Raw genomic sequence first — 14332 nt, forward strand, 5'->3', positions numbered from 1 at the left:
GTCATCAATAGACGTCCCCCTTCTTCACACGTGAAGAGAACGCCGTCTCACCCCCATCTGACAACACCTTAGCCTGTTTGACCCATTCGTCACGCGTCACGCGCCCTTTGAAGCCTTCGAGGTTCGAATCGACCCAGGCGATTTCGGTGTCGGTCCAGTTGGCGATCTGTTCGAAGTGGTAGAACCCCATGGAATTGCAAAGCTTCTCCAACTTCGGACCGATTCCCCGGATCGCCTTCAGATCGTCGGCACCCCCCTCGCGCGGGGCGTCCAGACCAGCTGGTTTCGTGCCGACATCCACCGTGGAGGCAGACGCCGGGGCGGCCGTCGTGGTTGTGCTTGCCGCTGTCGCATCGGATGATTCGGCTACCGGGGCCGTATCGCCACCCGATACCGCGCCTGCGCCGATGCCCTTGGCCGGAGTGCCTTCGGGGTCATCGACGACGGACCCTTCGTCGGGCTTGCCCTTGGCGGTCGCATCGCTGCCGCGAACGTTTGCGACACCGTCGCTGGCGTCCCCGCGATCACGCGGCGCATCTTCCTGATCGCGCACGCGTCCGGCCTGCTTGCCGTCCGGGCCTGCGGGGGGCATCATCGGATCGCGCGCCGCGACCTCGGGATCTTCGTCGGCCTGTTCGGCCTGCTGCCACGGCGTGCGAAGCGGCACCTCAGTTCCGTCGATCCGCTTGATCGTATCCCGGATGCTCGTCGCGAGGGTCACGGACGCGTTCTGGGCGTGGTCGCCGCTGTCCGCCGTATCGGTCAAGGCCGTTGCCCCACCGAGGGGTTCGGACGTGAAGCGCCCGTTCTGCGGGCCGGGAACCGGCACCTCGCCTGCACGGAATTGATCCAGCATCTCGCTGAACCGGTCGACGGTCAGGTCTTCGTAGTAATCCTTGCCGATCTGGGCCATCGGCGCGTTGGAACAGGCGCCGAGGCATTCGACCTCTTCCCAGGACAGCTTGCCATCGGCACTGATCTCATGCGCGCTCTTGGCGATCTTGTCGCGGCAGACGGCGACCAGATCCTCGGCCCCGCAAATCATGCAGGACGTCGTGCCGCAGATCTGGATGTGCGCGACGCTGCCCACGGGCTGCAGTTGGAACATGAAGTAGAAGGTCGCAACCTCCAACGCGCGGATGTAGGCAAGGCCCAGCATCTCGGCCACATGTTCGATGGCCGGGCGTGTCAGCCAGCCTTCCTGCTCTTGCGCACGCCAGAGCAGAGGAATGATCGCGGAGGCCTGACGCCCTTCGGGATACTTGGTGATCTGCGCTTCGGCCCACTGCTGGTTGGCAGGGGTGAAGGCGAAACTTGCGGGCTGTTCTTTGTGGAGGCGGCGGAGCATGTCATCCTCGCGGAGCTTTGGGTCGTGCCCTCTCTAACGAACGGAGCGGACCAGATACAAGGTCGGCGGCCTCATGGCCCCCTCAGAAATAGCGCAGTGTCAGAACCGCGCAGATCAGGCACAGGCCGAAGGCGGGCAACTGGGCCTTCTGGCAAAAGCGCGTGAATGCCGTTTCGGCCCCCCACTGCCCCATGTTGACCAGAAAACAGGTCAGGAACAGGACAGCAAAGACGGGGGTTCCGATTAGAAGAAACCAGCTCAGCGCGATGGCCATGCTGTTCCCCGGCCCGGCGCGACCCCCTCACTTGCGTTTCGAAACGCGGCACGATCCGGCAATCCGGGATGCCAGCGCGAGGCTGCGGCAGCCTCGCAATACCGGGTCAACGGTCGATTTCACCGAACACCACGTCCAACGTGCCGATGATCGCGGCAACGTCGGCCAACTGGTGCCCCTTGGCAATGTGGTCCATCGCCTGCAGGTGCAGGTATCCCGGCGCACGCAGCTTGGCACGATAGGGTTTGTTGGACCCGTCCGACACCATGTAGACGCCGAACTCACCCTTGGGCGCCTCGACGGCTGCATAAACCTCGCCGGCGGGAACGTGGAACCCTTCGGTATAGAGCTTGAAGTGATGGATCAGGCTCTCCATCGAGGTCTTCATCTCCCCGCGCTTGGGGGGCGTCATCTTGCCACGGGCAAGGATGTCACCCTGCCCTTCGGGCGCGCGCAGCTTTTCGATGGCCTGCTTCATGATCCGCAGCGACTGACGCATTTCTTCCATCCGGACGAGATAGCGATCGTAGCAGTCGCCGTTGTTGCCGGTCGGGATCAGGAAGTCGAACTCGTCGTAGCATTCATAGGGCTGCGCACGGCGCAAATCCCATGCCAAACCCGACCCGCGCGCCATCACGCCCGAGAACCCCCAATCCATGACCTCCTGCTCGGAGACGATGGCGATATCCACGTTCCGCTGCTTGAAGATCCGGTTTTCGGTCAACAGACCGTCGATATCGGCCAGCACGCGCGGGAATTCGTCGCACCATGTATCGATGTCGTCGATCAGATCAGGCGTCAGATCCTGATGCACACCACCGGGCCGGAAGTAGGCCGCGTGCAGGCGTGCGCCGCAGGCCCTCTCGTAGAAGACCATGAGCTTCTCACGCTCCTCGAACCCCCACAGCGGCGGGGTCAGGGCGCCGACGTCCATGGCTTGGGTCGTGACGTTCAGGATGTGCGACAGGATGCGCCCGATTTCGCAGAACAGGACGCGGATCAGTTGTGCACGACGCGGCACCTCGGTGCCCGTCAGCCGTTCGATGGCGAGGCACCAGGCGTGTTCCTGGTTCATCGGCGCGACGTAATCGAGCCGGTCCAGATAAGGCAGGTTCTGCAGATACGTCCGCGATTCCATCAGCTTTTCGGTGCCACGGTGCAGCAGACCGATATGCGGATCGCACCGCTCCACGATCTCGCCGTCCAGCTCCAGCACAAGGCGCAGAACGCCGTGCGCCGCCGGGTGCTGTGGCCCGAAGTTGATGTTGAAGTTGCGGATCTTCTGCTCGCCGGTCAGGGCGTCTTCGAATCCACGGGGGTTCAGGTCGCCGTCCATCATGCTTTCGAGTCCTGCAATTGGGGCGCACGCCGGACGTTCGGCGCGACATAGTAGGCACCTGTAAAGGTGCGCCGGAGGTCGCTCGATGCGGTGATCATTTCCCGTCCCCCTTCTCGTCTCCGGGCAGCACGTATTCCGCACCCTCCCATGGGGACATGAAGTCGAACTGGCGATACTCCTGCGTCAGGGCGACAGGCTCGTAGACGACACGCTTCTGCACCTCGTCATACCGCACCTCGGTATAACCCGTCGTCGGGAAATCCTTGCGCAGTGGATAACCGCGGAAACCGTAATCCGTCAGGATGCGGCGCAAGTCGGGATGGCCCGAGAACAGGATTCCGAACATGTCGAACACCTCCCGCTCGAACCAGTTGGCCGAGGGGTGAATGTCGATAATGGAGGGAACGATCTCCTCCTCGCGGACAAAGGTCTTCACCCGGATCCGCTGATTCCGATACATCGACAGGAAGTGGTAGACGACGCAGAACCGCCGCTCATCCCCCGGATAGTCGATGGCCGTGATATCCACGAGCGATGCAAAGCGGCATTGCTCGTCGGTATTGAGGAATTCGACGAGGGCCGGAAGGTCCGAGGACATCGCCTCGATCGTAAGCTCGTCCAGCGTGATCGCCGTGCCGGCCACAAGGTCCGGTTGCCGCAACTCGATATGGGCGGCCAGTTCCTGAAGCTGTTCGGTCATCGTGTGATCGTCCCCGTGCGGCGAATCTTGCGCTGCAATTGCAGCAGACCATACAGCAGCGCCTCGGCCGTCGGCGGGCATCCCGGCACATACAGGTCGACCGGAACGATCCGGTCGCAGCCGCGAACGACCGAATAGCTGTAGTGGTAATACCCGCCACCATTGGCACAGCTGCCCATGGACAAGACATAGCGCGGCTCCGGCATCTGGTCATAGACCTTTCGAAGGGCGGGGGCCATCTTGTTGGTCAGCGTCCCGGCCACGATCATCAGGTCCGATTGACGCGGTGAGGCCCGCGGCGCAGTGCCGAACCGCTCCATGTCGTAACGCGGCATGGCGGTGTGCATCATTTCGACGGCGCAGCACGCCAGACCGAACGTCATCCAGTGCAGCGATCCCGTGCGCGCCCAGTTGATGATGTCCTCGGTCGAGGTCAGCAGGAAACCCTTGTCCTGCAACTCCCGGTTCAGGAGCTGCGTGGCGTGTTCCTTGTCGCCGCCTGCGGTGTTCAGTCCGGTCTGCACGCCCATGGCATCGCTCCGTCTCGTGTGTCTGGCGGTAGGGGGCCTGCCCCGGTCCGCAGTATCGTCCAGCGGTGTATCCTGCGACCCGGGTAGGGTCAACGCGCCCGCAGATTGAACATAGTCTTATCCTGCGGCTGATCACGGGGCCGAGCTGCGACTGATTGCTGCGGCCACGCCACCGCAGAAACCTGCGCCCGACGACGGACCGGGGCCTCCGGCGGGAGTATTTATGCCAGAAAGAAGAAGGGGGCGCTCGGGCCTCTGGAGGTCATGCCAACCATATCCCGAGCTGGGGAAGCGGTGCTTCTCCCTGGGCGGTCATCGGCTCTCCAGCCTGTACCGCAACTGCAGGATGACCCCATTAACCTTAACATCAGGTTACCGGCGTCTTCTTCCTGGATGAAATACTCTGCCGGGGGTGCGGGGGATGCAAAATCCCCCGCTTCGACGTCGATCACTGCGCGCCGGAGATCATTCCCACTCGAGCGCACCCTTCTTCCACTCATAGGCGAAACCGACCGTCAGAACGCCCAAGAAGGCTATCATCGACCAGAAGGCCGCATCGGTCAGACCGGCGAAGGACACGGCCCATGGAAACAGAAAGGCAATCTCGAGGTCGAAGATGATGAACAGGATTGCGACGAGGTAGAATCGCACGTCGAACTTCATGCGCGCATCATCGAAGGCATTGAAGCCGCATTCGTAGGCCGACACCTTCTCCGGATCGGGCGCGCGCACGGCGACAACCGCCGCAGCAAGGATCAGGACGAGCCCGAGCCCTATTGCGACACCGAGGAAGATGAGGATCGGCAGGTATTCAATCAGCATCTCAGACATGTCGGCGCTCCGATTGGGTCGATTTTGACCCGGTCTAGGCGGACAGGCCGGGGCCGTCAACGGCGGGGCGAATAGGCAGGGCGCGTCAAAGTCGCCGGTCGCCCATGAAAACCATCTTTGCCCATCCTTCCGGCCCACCGTCCATCGGCAGGATACGGCACCACACTTCGGACGCCGAACAGGTATCGATCAGCCCGCCCTCGCCGGGCGCCAGCCGATCGATCACCGCATACGTCGTCCCCGGGCCGGAGCGGAGGTTCAGGTCCCCGGTCGAGACGTTGACCGTCACGTCCGTCACCGACAGCAGCGTCGGCTGTCGTCCCGGACCGACCCATTGATCGCTGCGCGGCCGCTCCGAAACGGCATCGACGGCATCCAGCACCGATTGCGGCAAACCTGCCGCCCCGACCTCGACGTCAGGCAGGGGCGTGACCGTGACCGGTGGGGGTGGTGCCGCGTTGGCAGCAGGCGCGGATGACGCCGCCGCAACGGGTGCCGCGCGTGGCACCGGGATCACTCGTGTGTCGACCCAACCGTAATCACCATCCGTCGACAGAAGGCACCAACTGCGATCCGCCGTGCATGTTCCGACCTCTGCCATCGCGCCGACCGGCAGCTCCCCGACCACGAGCCTGCCGGCACCGGGCCCCTCGCGCAAGGCGACCGGCCCGGGGGTCAGGTTCCAGACAGGTTGCGCGGCGATCGATACCGGCAGCAGTCCGAGACAGAAGAAAAGGACGGACGAGGCTGTACGCATGACAGGCTCCGAGACATGAGGATGGGATCAAGCTGGCGTCGCGCCGGCGGCACCGCAAGGGATGCGGCCGTGCTATCGCCTATCGCAGGGCGGCAAGCAGACCAGGCGATGGATCTCCGGTAGCCGCCAGCCCGCGCGACCGCTGATAGGCCGCGATTGCCGCACGGCTCTTGGGGCCGATGACACCGTCGTCGCCATCCGTGTCGAACCCCGCCGCCGTCAACCGACGTTGCAGATCCTGCCGCTGGCTGAGGCGCAGGCCGTATTCATCCGGCCCGAACTCCTGTCGCAGAGGTCCGCCACCGGCGATGCGGTCGGCGAGGTATCCGACGCCGAGCGCGTAGTTGTCGGAATTGTTGTACCGCTTGATAACACGGAAGTTCGGCCCGGTGCGGAACACGGGACCACCCGGATCGGTGGCAAGATCGCCATTCGCATCCTCGATCGCCCAGGATGCCCCCGCCTGCCACCCGGACCGCGCCAGATAGGCCGCCGTCGATGCCAATGCATCCGAGGGATCCTCCGACCAGATGTCACGCCGCCCATCGCCCGTGAAATCGACCGCATAGGCCTCGTAGCTGGTCGGGATGAACTGCGTATGCCCCATCGCCCCGGCCCAGCTTCCGACAAGACGTTGTGGCGTGGTATCTCCCGATTGCAGGATCTTCAGCGCCGCGATCAGTTGCTGTTCGAAAAAGCGCCCCCGTCGCCCGTCGAAGGCGAGTGTCGAGGTCGAGGAGATGACCGGGATGGATCCGCGCCGCGCGCCGAAATTGCTTTCGACGCCCCAGATCGCGCAGGTGATCTGCGCCGGCACGCCATACCGTGCCTCGATCGCGCGCAGGCGCGATTGCTGCTGGGCGAAAGCCGCGCGCCCGGCCTGCACCCTGCGCTCGCTTGCGACGATGGCGAGGTAATCCTCGAACGAGCGGCTGAACTCCGTCTGGTTGCGATCACGGGCAACGACACCGGGCACGAAGCCCTGCCCCCGAAAGGCGCTGTCGAGAATTTCCTGCCGGATCCCCTCGGCACGGGCACGCCCCTTGAATGCCTCGACCCACGCGGACCAACCCGGCGTGGTCCGCGGAATCAGATCCGGGTCCGCGTCCCGTGCCGCCGGCCGGACGGAGGCCGGTGGCGCCCCCGCGCAGGCCGAGAGAGGGGCCGCAACGATAAGAGCGGTGAATGCGCGACGGGTGATCATGCCTGTGGTCCTTCTGTCGAGGGTTGGACGTACAGTAGACGAAGCCCGCGCACCGACAAGGCCCAGCGATATCACGCACCGCGCGCGGCAAGGGATGGCCGAGGCGAACCGGCGCTTGCGTGATCAGAACAGACAGCGCCCCTGCCCGGCAGCACCGAAGCCCCGATCACCCAAGCAAGGCCGCCGGAGATCCGTGCAGGTCAGACCGCCCAATCGGGTTTGCGCTTGTCGAAGAACGCTCCGACGCCCTCTGCCGCTTCGGGACCGTCCCACCGGGCGGCCAAAGCGTCGATCGTTTCGGAAATGACTGCTGCATCGATCGTCGGCCCCAACCGCCGCGCCATGGCCTTGGCGTCCGCGACGGCCCCCGGCGCGCAGGACAGGTAGGGGCGCACCTCGGCCTCGATGGCGGCGTCCAGATCCCCGGCGGGAACAGCCCGCGACAAGATACCAAGATCACAGGCCTCCGCCGCGTCGAACCGGCGGGAGGACATGAAGACCCGCCGCGCGCGCCCCTCGCCCATTCGGGCAATCACATAAGGGCCGATCGTCGCCGGGATCAGCCCCAGCCGTGTCTCGGTCAGGCCGAGCAGGGCATCCTCCACCCCGATGGCCACGTCACAGACACAGGCCAGACCGACGCCACCGCCGAAGGCATTGCCCTGAACGCGACCGATCAGCGGCTTTGGCAGGGTATTGAGCGCCTGTAGCATGCCCGCAAGGCGATGCCCCTCTTCGGCACGACGTTCGGGGGTGGCATCGAACTGCGACCGCATCCACCCCAGATCACCACCCGCACAGAACGATCTGCCGACCCCGGTCAGCACGACAACCCTGCTGTCATCCTCGGCCAGTTGTCCGGCGAGGGTCGTCAACTCGTCCATCATCCGGGCGGACAGGGCGTTGTGCACGTCCGGTCGCGACAGGGTCACGGTCACGACCCTTCGGTCGTCGCGCTCGACGGTCAAAGTCTCGAATGTCATCTTGTCTTCAATCCCCAATCGTTCGGTTCGGATATCGCCGCTGCCGCGACCGTTTTCCGCGAATGACATGCCTCAGTGCGGGCGCATGCCCCGCGCCATCTGCGCGGCGTCGGCGATCACGCCCGCGTCGAGGCCGGTCTGGAACCCCAGCCCCTCGACATGGGCCAACACCGCTTCGGTCGCCACATTCCCGGCGGCGCCCGGCGCATAGGGACATCCACCAAGCCCCCCGACGCAGGCATCGAACACCCGCAGACCCCGCGCCAGGGCCGCATCGACATTTTCCAGTGCACGCCCGTTGGTATCGTGAAAATGCCCCGCAAGATGGGCGGCATCCCATTCGTTCAACGCGGCATCCAGCATGGCATCCACGGTTTCCGGCGTGCCCTGCCCGATGGTGTCACCAAGGCTGACCTCATAGCATCCCGCCCCGCGCAGCCAGCCGACCACCCGTGCCACGTCGCCGGGGGGCACAGGTCCGTCGAACGGGCAATCCGTCACGCAGGATACATAGCCCCGCACCGGGATCCCGTCGTCTTTCGCCGCCTTCAGAACCGGACCGAAGCGTTCGAGGCTCTCGGCGATCGTGGCATTCAGGTTCGCGCGCGAAAACCCTTCGGAGGCGCTGGCGAAAACCGAAACCTCGTCGACCTTTGCCGCGCGCGCGCCCTCGTAGCCGCGCAGGTTTGGCGTCAGCGCGGCGTAAGACACGCCGCGCACCCGGGTCATTCCGGCCAGAACCTCGGCACCGTCGGCCATCTGCGGCACCCACTTCGGGCTGACGAAGGACGCGACCTCGATCCGGCGGAAGCCGGCTTGGCTCAGAAGATCGATCAGCGCGATCTTCTCGGCCGCCGAGATCATCCGCTTTTCGTTCTGCAACCCGTCACGCGGGCCCGCCTCGAAGATCTCCACCCTATTCGACATCGTAGAACTCCTGCGCATAAAGGCTTGGACCGCCCATCGCCGCCGCGTAGCCGGTCCGCGCCTCGCACCGGGCCATCCATGCGGCCAGACGCGGTCGGTCACCGATGCGGTGGAACCGCCGCGCCATCGAGACCGCCTGACCCACGGCCACATCCGCCGCCGAAAATCCGGACAACAGCCAGTCACCGGACAACTGTCCCTCGATCGCATCGAAACACTTGCCGATGCGCGCGGCCTCAAGCTTGAGGACTGTCGGCGACCGCATCCAATCCTCACGCAACACGACATGGCCTTGGGTGCAGGCGGCAGCATGCTGGCTGATGGTTTCGCTGAAATGAACCCAGATCAGCCAATCTGCCCGCTCCGCGTGCCCCGGTGCCCGCCCGAGCCTGCCGACTTTTTCGCACAGAATCTCGATGATCGCGCCGGTTTCCCAGAAGGACCGTCCGTCCATTTCCAGCGCCGGAACGCGTCCAGCCGGGTTGAGAGCGAGGAACGCGTCGCTGCGCAGGGATTTGTCGAACGACCAGACACGGGTTTCGAACGGCACCTCCAACTCGTGCAGCAGCCACAGGATACGCTGCGAGCGGCTGTCCGGCACATGGTGAAGCAGGATATCGGTCACGACAAACCCCGCCATCGCCGCGATCGGTTCGGATACGCCTCACGGCCGGGGGCACCGCCGGCGGTTGCAAGGCCATCCCGGCAGGGCATCACGTCTCCTCCAGCCGCATGAGGGCGGCCCCGGCCTCGACCTGGGCACCGTCGACAACCATCACCTCCGCCACCACACCGTCACGCGGGGCGGTCAGCGTATGCTCCATCTTCATCGCCTCCAGCACGGCGATCCGGTCCCCTGCCTTCACCTCGGCACCCGCATCGACGAACACCGCCTTGACGAGGCCGGGCATCGGCGCCTCGACCACGCCGGACACGGCCCCACCGGCGGCCGCCACGGCCAGCGGATCGGGAACGCCGAAGGAATAGACATTGCCCCAGAAGACATGCACCGCGCCGGGGCCATGCCCGATCCGGGCCGGAACCCGCGCACCATCGATGATCCACGCGTCGCCGCGCCGCACCTCGTGCGTCACATCCCCCAGTGCGACAGAAAACCGGCCGGGACCGGTGGTCGTCACGCGGGCCACGATATCCTCCTCCCCGAAGGTCAGGGACTGCTGCCGGACAAGCGGAGCCCACAGGTGCACCCCCTCCCCCGCCTGCCCGTGATCAAGGCCCAGCGCGGCCAAGGCGGCCAGCGACCGTGCGCGGGTGCAGGGAACGGGCGCACGGGTCAGCACCCCGACATCCCGATCGATCAGCCCCGTATCCACATCGCCCGAAACGAACCTGTGGTGGCGGGACAATGCGCGCAGGAACGCAAGGTTGGTCACCGTGCCCGCAACCTGCGTGCGTGACAGCGCCTGCTCCAGCTGCATCAACGCAATCGCCCGCGTGGGACCGTGCACCACCAGCTTTGCAATCATCGGATCGTACCACGGGCTGATCACGTCGCCCGGCCGCACGCCGGTATCGGCCCGGACGTCGGCGGGGAACGCCAGATGCGTAAGCGTGCCGGTCGCAGGCAGGAACCCCGCCGCCGCATCCTCGGCATACAGGCGCGCCTCGAAGGCATGGCCGGTGATCGAAAGATCCGCCTGTTGCGCAGGCAGTGCCTCGCCCGCGGCGACGCGCAGCTGCCACTCGACCAGGTCCACACCGGTGATCGCCTCGGTTACCGGATGTTCGACCTGCAGGCGGGTGTTCATCTCCATGAAATAGAACCGATCGTCGCGCAGCCCGTCCGTGGCGTCGACGATGAATTCCACGGTCCCGGCACCCGCATAACCGATCGCCTCGGCGGCACGGACGGCGGCGGCCCCCATGGCGGCGCGCATTTCGGGCGTCATGCCGGGGGCCGGGGCCTCCTCGATCACCTTCTGATGGCGACGTTGCAGGGAACAATCGCGCTCGAACAGATGAACGGCCTGCGTACCATCCCCAAAAACCTGCACTTCGATATGGCGGGGGGTCGCAACCCATTTTTCGATCAGAACATGATCGTTGCCAAAGGCCTTGCGCGCTTCGGACCGCGCGCTCTCCAGCGCGTCGGCGAACGTGTCCGGCGTCTCGACACGCCGCATGCCCTTGCCGCCACCGCCCGCAACCGCCTTGATCAGAACCGGATAGCCGATGGCGTCCGCCTCTGCCGCCAAGGCCTCCGCGCCCTGTTCTGCCCCCTGATATCCGGGAACGACCGGCACCCCGGCTTCCGTCATCAGGGCCTTCGCCGCATCCTTCAGGCCCATCGCGCGGATCGCCGCCGCGGACGGGCCGATGAACACCAACCCCGCCGCGTCCACCGCATCCACGAATTCGGGGTTTTCCGACAGGAAGCCATAGCCGGGGTGCACCGCCTCTGCCCCCGTCGACAGGGCCGCCTCGATGATCGCACCCCCCCGCAGATAGCTGTCCGCCGGGGCCGCTCCACCCAGCGACACGGCCTCGTCCGCCATCGCGACATGCCGCGCGTCGGCGTCCACGTCGGAATGCACGGCCACGGTCTGCACGCCCATCCTGCGGCAGGTGTCGATCACGCGACAGGCGATCTCGCCCCGGTTGGCGATCAGGATCTTCGTAAACATCAGTTGCGCCCCCGGCTGCATGGTCCCACCGTTCCACCGAATGCCGCCGAAACGACGGACAGATCGATACCCGGCCTGGTCATCTGCGCGGATGCCGCCTTACCCGCGCGCCTCCACGCCTGCGGACCCGACCGACCCGACGGACCCGATCGTGCAGCCGCCCCTCTTCCTCTGGCCGAAAATACCTCGGGGGTTCGGGGGCTGCACCCCGGACGTCGGCGCGCTGCGACATAGTGGCAGGTCATCGGATCGCCTCCGCGTAATCCTCGACCACGCGGAAACTCTCGCACATGATCTTCATGTCCTCGGACCACCCGCCCGACCGCTCGAAATAGGGGCGATAGACGCGGCGCCACGCATCGAGGCTCTCGAACTCTCCCTGCAACGCGACAAACGCTTCGTCCATTTCGGACCATCGGCGGGTTTCGACGGCGACGGTCTCGATCATCACGGCGGGGCGGCCATCCCATTCCAAGGCAACGTCGCGGCGCCCGACCTCGGGCCAGGCATCGCCCTTGGGCCCATAGTGGCGCGCGGCTTCGCAGGTCGCCGTCTTCCTGCCACTCCGAACGAGGGAAAGGATCCGGTCGGACATCTGCTGCGTTTCGCCAAAGCGAAAGGTCTCTGCCTCGGGGTTGGCGTCGATGATCTGCTGCAAGGTCTGCATCGTCACATCCGGAACACGCCGAAGCGTGTCTCCTCGATGGGTGCGTTCAGGGCCGCGCGCAGGGACAGGGCAAGGATGTCACGCGATTTGCGCGGGTCGATGATGCCGTCATCCCAAAGCCGCGCCGACGCATAGAGGGGATGCGACTGCCGCGCGAACATCTCCTCGGTCGGCCGCCTGAAGGCGGCTTCCTCCTCGGCGGACCATTCCTGCCCCGCCCGCTCCATCGCGTCCCGCTTGACCGTGGCCAACACGCCCGCGGCCTGCGGCCCACCCATGACGCTGATCCGCGAATTGGGCCAGGCCCACAGAAAACGCGGCTGATAGGCCCGCCCGGCCATGCCGTAATTCCCGGCCCCGAAACTGCCCCCGACCAGCATGGTGATCTTGGGCACGGAGGTCGAGGCGACGGCGGTGACCATCTTGGCCCCATGCCGCGCGATCCCCTCGTTCTCGTATTTACGCCCCACCATGAAGCCGGTGATATTCTGAAGGAAGACCAGCGGGATCTTCCGCTGGGAGCACAGCTCGATGAAATGCGCCCCCTTCTGCGCGGCCTCCGAGAACAGCACCCCGTTGTTGGCGACGATGCCGACGGGCATGCCGTGGACATGGGCGAACCCGGTCACGAGGGTTTCGCCGAAACGGGCCTTGAACTCGTCGAAGCGGCTGCCGTCGACCAGCCGCATGATCACCTCGCGGATGTCGTATGGGGTGCGCAGATCGGCGGGCACCACGTCGAACATCTCCTCGGGGTCATAGGCCGGTTCTTCGAACGATACCGGCGCCGTGCTGCGCGCATCGAAGGACAGATTGCCGACCGCCCGCCGTGCGAGGGCCAACGCATGGGCGTCATCCTCGGCCAGATAATCCGCGACACCCGACAGGCGGGTATGCACGTCGCCACCGCCCAGATCCTCGGCCGTCACGACCTCGCCCGTTGCGGCCTTCACCAAGGGCGGACCGGCCAGAAAGATCGTGCCCTGTTCGCGCACGATGATCGACACGTCCGACATGGCGGGCACATAGGCCCCGCCCGCCGTGCAGGACCCCATGACGACGGCGATCTGCGCGATGCCCTTGGCCGACATCCGCGCCTGATTGTAGAAGATGCGGCCGAAATGATCGCGGTCGGGAAACACCTCGTCCTGGTTGGGCAGGTTCGCGCCGCCACTGTCGACAAGGTAGACGCAGGGCAGGTGGCATTCCTCCGCGATCTCCTGCGCGCGCAGGTGTTTCTTGACGGTGATCGGATAGTAGGTGCCGCCCTTCACGGTGGCGTCGTTGCACACGACCATGACGTCGCGCCCCATGATACGGCCCACGCCCGCGATGGCCCCGCCACCCGGTGCGGCGCCGTCGTACATGTCGTGGCCAGCGAAGGTCCCGACCTCCAGAAACGGGGATCCGGGATCGAGCAGGCCCGCCACCCGGTCACGGGGCAGCATCTTGCCGCGGCTCAGGTGACGCGCACGGGACTTTTCGCCCCCACCGGCGATTGCCCATTCGGCGGCCTGCGCAACCTCGGCCAGCGCGGCCTCATGGGCGGCGCGGTTGGCGCGGGCCTGATCGGATCCGGTGATCAGCGAAGAGGTCAGTTTCATGGTGTCATCTCCGACAATCGTGCCTCCAGCACCAAGGCCTGTCGCCCTGTCTGCATCATCCAGCAGGCGTTGGACGCGGGGCCAGCCCCGGTGCCCCCACCCCATTGCGTCGCCTCATAGGCGCAGGTCGCATCGCGAAACGCGATCCATGCCCGTTGCATGTCGCGCAAGGCATCCGCGCGCGACGCCGTCGTCAGGCCATAGGACGCATCATCGGCATCCGCCTGCTGTTCCAGCGCGCGCAGGCCGGTGTAGGCGCGGTTCAGACGGGTGTCCCAGTATTGCGCCTCTGCCCACAGGCAGCCGCCCATCCCGACCGTCGTCTCGCCGCCCGGCGTTTCCGTCATGCACTGATCGGCCGACGCCCCGATGCAGCGCCCCGGATCGCTGGCAATCGAAAGGCAGCTTTCCGTCGGCTGCGCCGAAAAGATCAGGTCCTGCGCGGCGGCACCGGTGGTCAGGGCACCGACGGCGCAGCACAGCGACAGAAGGGATCGCAGGCCGAAGACGTTCATGCCGCCCG

At 65.6% G+C, this 14332-nt stretch carries 15 protein-coding genes; all 15 read right to left on the reverse strand.

Annotated elements, in window-relative coordinates; genetic code table 11:
• Nucleotides 1–4: 4 nt before the first annotated feature.
• Nucleotides 5–1348, reverse strand: coding sequence for an NADH-quinone oxidoreductase subunit E (locus V6N07_RS16395; RefSeq protein WP_371157748.1), 1344 nt, complete (start codon nucleotides 1346–1348; stop codon nucleotides 5–7).
• An 82-nt stretch (nucleotides 1349–1430) separates the two neighbouring features.
• Nucleotides 1431–1622, reverse strand: coding sequence for a hypothetical protein (locus V6N07_RS16400; protein ID WP_371157750.1), 192 nt, complete (start codon nucleotides 1620–1622; stop codon nucleotides 1431–1433).
• Nucleotides 1623–1728: 106 nt separating this feature from the next.
• Nucleotides 1729–2958 (reverse strand): NADH-quinone oxidoreductase subunit D, encoded by a 1230-nt coding sequence (locus tag V6N07_RS16405; protein WP_371157962.1) that lies wholly within the window; start codon nucleotides 2956–2958, stop codon nucleotides 1729–1731.
• A 97-nt stretch (nucleotides 2959–3055) separates the two neighbouring features.
• Entirely contained in the window at nucleotides 3056–3661 is a 606-nt protein-coding gene (locus V6N07_RS16410; RefSeq protein WP_371157752.1) for an NADH-quinone oxidoreductase subunit C, read from the reverse strand.
• Nucleotides 3658–4191, reverse strand: a complete 534-nt coding sequence (locus V6N07_RS16415; protein ID WP_371157754.1) for an NADH-quinone oxidoreductase subunit B family protein — start codon at nucleotides 4189–4191, stop codon at nucleotides 3658–3660. Before V6N07_RS16415 ends, V6N07_RS16410 begins: the two co-directional genes overlap by 4 nt.
• 465 nt (nucleotides 4192–4656) lie before the next feature.
• Entirely contained in the window at nucleotides 4657–5022 is a 366-nt protein-coding gene (locus V6N07_RS16420; RefSeq protein ID WP_371157756.1) for an NADH-quinone oxidoreductase subunit A, read from the reverse strand.
• Nucleotides 5023–5107: 85 nt separating this feature from the next.
• On the reverse strand, nucleotides 5108–5779 hold the full coding sequence (locus V6N07_RS16425; RefSeq protein ID WP_371157758.1) for an SH3 domain-containing protein: 672 nt from the start codon (nucleotides 5777–5779) through the stop codon (nucleotides 5108–5110).
• 79 nt (nucleotides 5780–5858) lie between these two features.
• Nucleotides 5859–6983, reverse strand: coding sequence for a lytic murein transglycosylase (locus V6N07_RS16430; RefSeq protein ID WP_371157760.1), 1125 nt, complete (start codon nucleotides 6981–6983; stop codon nucleotides 5859–5861).
• Between the two features lie 200 nt (nucleotides 6984–7183).
• The gene (locus V6N07_RS16435) at nucleotides 7184–7966 is read right to left on the reverse strand and encodes a crotonase/enoyl-CoA hydratase family protein (protein ID WP_371157762.1); all 783 of its coding nucleotides are present in this window, start codon (nucleotides 7964–7966) and stop codon (nucleotides 7184–7186) included.
• A 72-nt stretch (nucleotides 7967–8038) separates the two neighbouring features.
• Nucleotides 8039–8893, reverse strand: coding sequence for a hydroxymethylglutaryl-CoA lyase (locus V6N07_RS16440; RefSeq protein ID WP_371157764.1), 855 nt, complete (start codon nucleotides 8891–8893; stop codon nucleotides 8039–8041).
• On the reverse strand, nucleotides 8883–9518 hold the full coding sequence (locus tag V6N07_RS16445) for a glutathione S-transferase family protein (protein WP_371157766.1): 636 nt from the start codon (nucleotides 9516–9518) through the stop codon (nucleotides 8883–8885). Before V6N07_RS16445 ends, V6N07_RS16440 begins: the two co-directional genes overlap by 11 nt.
• Nucleotides 9519–9606: 88 nt before the next feature.
• The gene (locus tag V6N07_RS16450; protein ID WP_371157768.1) at nucleotides 9607–11538 is read right to left on the reverse strand and encodes a biotin carboxylase N-terminal domain-containing protein; all 1932 of its coding nucleotides are present in this window, start codon (nucleotides 11536–11538) and stop codon (nucleotides 9607–9609) included.
• Between the two features lie 241 nt (nucleotides 11539–11779).
• Nucleotides 11780–12205, reverse strand: coding sequence for an ASCH domain-containing protein (locus tag V6N07_RS16455; RefSeq protein ID WP_371157770.1), 426 nt, complete (start codon nucleotides 12203–12205; stop codon nucleotides 11780–11782).
• 2 nt (nucleotides 12206–12207) lie between these two features.
• Nucleotides 12208–13809 (reverse strand): carboxyl transferase domain-containing protein, encoded by a 1602-nt coding sequence (locus V6N07_RS16460; RefSeq protein ID WP_371157772.1) that lies wholly within the window; start codon nucleotides 13807–13809, stop codon nucleotides 12208–12210.
• A complete protein-coding gene (locus V6N07_RS16465) occupies nucleotides 13806–14324 on the reverse strand; it encodes a lysozyme inhibitor LprI family protein (RefSeq protein WP_371157774.1) in 519 nt (172 codons plus the stop codon). Before V6N07_RS16465 ends, V6N07_RS16460 begins: the two co-directional genes overlap by 4 nt.
• Nucleotides 14325–14332: the final 8 nt, after the last annotated feature.

This window comes from Jannaschia sp. 2305UL9-9, assembly GCF_041403465.1.
In the GTDB taxonomy this organism is placed as follows: Bacteria; Pseudomonadota; Alphaproteobacteria; order Rhodobacterales; family Rhodobacteraceae; genus Jannaschia.

Coding starts and splice junctions, on each gene's coding strand:
- V6N07_RS16395 (WP_371157748.1), bottom strand. CDS start 1,348: ATGCTCCGCCGCCTCCACAAAGAACAGCCCGCAAGTTTCGCCTTCACC.
- V6N07_RS16400 (WP_371157750.1), bottom strand. CDS start 1,622: ATGGCCATCGCGCTGAGCTGGTTTCTTCTAATCGGAACCCCCGTCTTT.
- V6N07_RS16405 (WP_371157962.1), bottom strand. CDS start 2,958: ATGGACGGCGACCTGAACCCCCGTGGATTCGAAGACGCCCTGACCGGC.
- V6N07_RS16410 (WP_371157752.1), bottom strand. CDS start 3,661: ATGACCGAACAGCTTCAGGAACTGGCCGCCCATATCGAGTTGCGGCAA.
- V6N07_RS16415 (WP_371157754.1), bottom strand. CDS start 4,191: ATGGGCGTGCAGACCGGACTGAACACCGCAGGCGGCGACAAGGAACAC.
- V6N07_RS16420 (WP_371157756.1), bottom strand. CDS start 5,022: ATGTCTGAGATGCTGATTGAATACCTGCCGATCCTCATCTTCCTCGGT.
- V6N07_RS16425 (WP_371157758.1), bottom strand. CDS start 5,779: ATGCGTACAGCCTCGTCCGTCCTTTTCTTCTGTCTCGGACTGCTGCCG.
- V6N07_RS16430 (WP_371157760.1), bottom strand. CDS start 6,983: ATGATCACCCGTCGCGCATTCACCGCTCTTATCGTTGCGGCCCCTCTC.
- V6N07_RS16435 (WP_371157762.1), bottom strand. CDS start 7,966: ATGACATTCGAGACTTTGACCGTCGAGCGCGACGACCGAAGGGTCGTG.
- V6N07_RS16440 (WP_371157764.1), bottom strand. CDS start 8,893: ATGTCGAATAGGGTGGAGATCTTCGAGGCGGGCCCGCGTGACGGGTTG.
- V6N07_RS16450 (WP_371157768.1), bottom strand. CDS start 11,538: ATGTTTACGAAGATCCTGATCGCCAACCGGGGCGAGATCGCCTGTCGC.
- V6N07_RS16455 (WP_371157770.1), bottom strand. CDS start 12,205: ATGCAGACCTTGCAGCAGATCATCGACGCCAACCCCGAGGCAGAGACC.
- V6N07_RS16460 (WP_371157772.1), bottom strand. CDS start 13,809: ATGAAACTGACCTCTTCGCTGATCACCGGATCCGATCAGGCCCGCGCC.
- V6N07_RS16465 (WP_371157774.1), bottom strand. CDS start 14,324: ATGAACGTCTTCGGCCTGCGATCCCTTCTGTCGCTGTGCTGCGCCGTC.